4 protein-coding genes are annotated in these 3971 nt (G+C 62.2%); 3 read left to right on the top strand and 1 reads right to left on the bottom strand.

Translation table 11 applies throughout. The features are described from left to right. The 3 genes from WA989_RS03360 to WA989_RS03350 form a co-directional block, all read left to right on the top strand. Positions 1-610: YceI family protein (locus WA989_RS03360; protein WP_424339108.1), on the top strand; the 610-nt coding region annotated here is incomplete at its 5' end. Between the two features lie 24 nt (positions 611-634). Continuing rightward, positions 635-1570: an L-threonylcarbamoyladenylate synthase gene (locus WA989_RS03355; protein WP_424339107.1), complete on the top strand. Its 936-nt coding sequence runs from the start codon at positions 635-637 to the stop codon at positions 1568-1570. Positions 1571-1697: 127 nt separating this feature from the next. Further along, complete coding sequence (locus WA989_RS03350; RefSeq protein ID WP_424339106.1) at positions 1698-3104, top strand: FAD-binding oxidoreductase; 1407 nt, start codon at positions 1698-1700, stop codon at positions 3102-3104. Here the strand turns inward: WA989_RS03350 and WA989_RS03345 are convergent. Further along, positions 3101-3971 (bottom strand): hypothetical protein (locus WA989_RS03345; protein WP_424339105.1); only part of this gene is annotated, 871 nt, incomplete at its 5' end. The two genes, WA989_RS03350 and WA989_RS03345, sit on opposite strands and share 4 nt — an antisense overlap.

The following is a 3971-nucleotide window of genomic DNA, read 5'->3' as shown; positions in this document are numbered from 1 at the left end:
AGCCATAGGCGTTTTCCTGCTGATCGCTTTCGTGCTGCCTCTTTTCTCCGCCGGCGCCACGAACTCAATAAGCGAGGGATCGCAAACCAGCCGGGCCGCGGAAATCACGCCGAACTGGACGGTCGATCACGACCAGTCGGGAATCTGGTTCTCCGGCACGCATGATGGCAGCGAATATGAAGGCGAATTCGGTGACTGGTCGGCCGATATCCAGTTTGACCCGGACAATATCGATGACGCTCGCGCGCTCGTCACCATTCAGATGATGTCTACCGAAGCGAACAGGAAGCTCTACACCGACAGCCTGCGCTCGGCTGAATGGTTCTTCGCAGACCAGTACAGGACCGCGACGGCCGATCTTTCAAACTTCAGACGGATGGATGACGATGATGAATACGTTGCCGATCTCACGCTCTCCATCAAGGACAAGTCCGTCACCGTGCCCTTCAATTTCGAACTCGATATCGATGAGGATGAAGCCCGTATGAAAGGCGAGGCCACGGTTCAGCGCACGCCGCTCGATCTCGGCCAGAAATCCGACCCGTCAGCAGACTGGGTCGGCGAAGATGTTCTGATCGAAGTTGAAGTGCGCGCCTCGCCTGCAGGCTGATTGAGTGCTAAGCGCGCAGCCGACATGACCGCGCCAATCCTCAAACCTGACCCGAACGCAATCGCGCGTGCAGTGGCCTGCCTGCGCGCCGGTGATCTTGTGGCGATGCCGACCGAGACTGTCTACGGCCTTGCTGGCGACGCGGCCAACCCCGCAGCTGTGGCACGCATCTATGAGGTAAAGGAACGGCCCGTTTTCAATCCGCTGATCGCCCATGTCGCATCGGCGAAGGCAGCGTTCGCCCAAGGCGATTTCTCCGAACGGGCAAAGTCGCTCGCCGCCGCTTTCTGGCCGGGACCACTGACTTTCGTGGTCAATGCCATCGCTGAAACGACGGTATGTGATCTCGCCAGAGCCGGTCTCGCCACGCTGGCCCTTCGCGTGCCCGCACACCCCGTGGCGCGGGATCTGTTGTCTCAGGTCGGCACGCCGCTCGTCGCGCCATCGGCTAACCCATCCGGCAAGATAAGCCCGACCCGCGCTGACCATGTCGCGGGCGATCTCGGCGAAAAGATCGACCTGATCCTTGATGGCGGGCCGTGCGAGGTTGGAGTTGAGTCGACCGTGATTGATGCGCGTGGAGAGGCACCAATTATTCTTCGTCCCGGCTCGATTTCTGAAGCAGCCATTGATGCCATCTGGCCGGGCGCGAGCGCCGGCGCGGGATCCGGCGCTCCGATCTCACCGGGCCAGCTGCTGCGCCATTATGCGCCTGAAGCCCGCCTACGCCTCGATGCCGAAGCGGCGCTTGAGGGCGAGGCGTTGCTCGGTTTTGGAGCGGTGGATGCGGCGGAAAATCTGTCGCCGGACGGGAGCCTGCCGGAAGCTGCCGCCAATCTCTTCGCGATGCTGCGGAAGCTCGATACGGCCCATGACAGGATCGCCGTCTCGCCCATCCCCCGCACGGGCCTTGGCCTTGCGATCAATGACCGTCTGGAACGCGCCGCCAATCGCGACTAGTAAGGGCAGATATCGGCATGACAATGATCAGCCAGAACAAGCCCGCCGAGGCGCGAAAACGAGCGGGCGCGGCCTTGAAAGCGGCGGGCGACGACCCAACCCTGTCTGCCATGATGGAAAGAGACTCATGACGCTTGCGAAGGACTTTCTCGAAGAGGCCAAGACTGTGCTCGGCCCGTCCGGCTGGAGCGAGGATGCCGACAAGCTGAAAGCCGCTGCAACGCCGTGGCGCGGCACCTGGCCGGGCGAGACGCCATTTCTGGCCATGCCAGCCTCCACCGAGGAGGCTGCCAGTCTCGTCAAGCTCTGCGCACAACACCGCGTTGCGCTCGTGCCTCAGGGCGGCAATACCGGCCTTGTCGATGGCGGCACGCCGCATGGGGAGATCACGGTCTCGATGCGGCGGATGAAAAAGCTGCGCGCCGTCGATACGCTCAACAACTCCCTCACCATCGAAGCTGGCGCGCCGCTGGTCGATGCCCAGAAAGCCGCTGAAGAAGCGAACCGCCTGTTTCCGCTGTCGCTCGGCTCGGAAGGCCAAGCGACGATTGGCGGCCTGATTTCCACAAATGCCGGCGGCGTGGCCGTGCTGCGCTATGGGATGATGCGCGACCTGATCCTCGGCCTCGAAGTCGTGCTGCCGTCGGGAGACATCTGGGATGGGCTGTCCGGCCTTCGCAAGAACAATACAGGCTATGATCTGAAACATCTTTTCGCCGGCGCGGAAGGCACGCTCGGCCTGATCACGGCGGCGACCCTAAAACTCTTCCCGAAAGTGGCAAAAGCGACAGGCTGGGTGATCTGCAAGTCGGCGCAGGACGTTGTCGACCTGCTGGCGCTGACGCGCGATCATGCCGGCGACACAGTGACAAGCTTCGAGATCATACCGGCCAATGCGATTGAGATGGTGCAGAAAGATGTGCCCGATACGCGCGATCCTGCCCCCTCGCCCCTGCCCTGGCGCGTTCTTGTCGAAGTCTCCATGGCGCAGGAAGACCAGGCGCGCGAGACGCTGATGAGCGCGCTCGGCGATGCTATCGAGAAGGATCTCGCCGAAAACGCTATTATCGCCGAAAGCGGCCAGCAAGCGGCCAGCTTCTGGCACATTCGCGAGACGATTCCGCTATCAAAGCGCGCCTTCGGGACCGCGATCAATCATGACGTGTCGGTGCCCGTATCCGCCATTCCCGACTTCCTGAAAGTGACGGAAGACGAGATTCACAAGCTCGTGGAGCAGGCGGAAATCGTTGCGTTCGGCCATGTCGGCGACGGCAATCTGCATTATTCGGCTTGCGAGCCTAAAGACGCAACGTCTGCAATCCTGTCCAATCATGCGGTCGAAATCACGCGTATCGTGCATGAGCAGGCGATGAAATTCGGCGGCTCGATCAGCGCAGAACATGGCGTCGGACGGCTCAAGCGCGATGAGCTTGCCGGAATCCGTCCCAAAGCGGCAACCGATACGATGCGCGCGATCAAGTCTGCGCTCGACCCGCTCGGCATCATGAATCCAGGCCGGGTCGTCAGCGTCTAGGCGAGAGCCCTTTGCCCTGCCGCGCGGCGCGGCTTTCCGGAGGCAAGAACAAGCAGCGCAACGAGCGCAATACTTGTCCCCTGCGAGGAAAACACTTCCAGCATGATGGCGAAGAACCAGGCCGGCAGGCCTTTGCCGGGTGCGTCCTGGTTGAGCACGGCCGGGCCGCCCTCGCCGAGCAGACTGAGCCGGGCCGCTTCGATTTTTGCTTCAAGCTCAGCGCGGCGTTTCGCGAGGCCTAGCTCATTCTGCGCGTCGCGATAGGGCTTCTGATGCGTACGCCCGGCCGCTTCGACACCGCGAAGATAGTCTTCCAGGCCACTGACGGAGCGTGTGTCAGCCGAAATCCCTTCCAGCTGGCGGCGATAATCGGCGATCTGCGCCTCAATAACGGGCCGGGCCGCGCTTGCGGCCTGTTCTGCATGTCGCCGCGCATCCTGGCTCGCTTCCATGAACAGCGAGGTTCCGAGAATGCTGGTCGCTGCTCCGGACAGCGCAAATATGAGCGCGCGCACGCCTTCGCTGCGGCGCCCGCCTGAAACATGCCACCAGAAAAAGGTGAAACCGCCGAAGGAACAGACGGTCGCGATCACACCGGCCCAGCCCCAGATCTGCCCTTGCAGAGGGTCTGCGACGCTGGCGCTGAAGGCCTGGTAGTTGGCAAATCCCGAAAGTCCCGCAGCGGCAAGACCAGCCGCGAGAAAGACAAGCGACAAGAGGACAATGATAAGCACTTCGAACGGATTTCGCCGCAGCTTCATGTAGCGAGCTTGAGGGGGCGACGCCGTCTCGCCAGCCTCTGCCCTTCCATCTTCCTCGACGAGCTCCGCCTGCCAGCTCTCTTCCGGCCGGGGCGCCGTACAGGCC

Origin of the sequence: Henriciella sp., assembly GCF_049649345.1 — a bacterium.
Lineage (GTDB): Bacteria > Pseudomonadota > Alphaproteobacteria > Caulobacterales > Hyphomonadaceae > Henriciella.
This window is presented reverse-complemented; position numbering and strand designations above follow the sequence as displayed.

What these genes read in the sequence shown, in the direction of transcription:
- WA989_RS03355 (WP_424339107.1), top strand. Translation starts at nt 635, where the DNA reads ATGACCGCGCCAATCCTCAAACCTGACCCGAACGCAATCGCGCGTGCA.
- WA989_RS03350 (WP_424339106.1), top strand. Translation starts at nt 1,698, where the DNA reads ATGACGCTTGCGAAGGACTTTCTCGAAGAGGCCAAGACTGTGCTCGGC.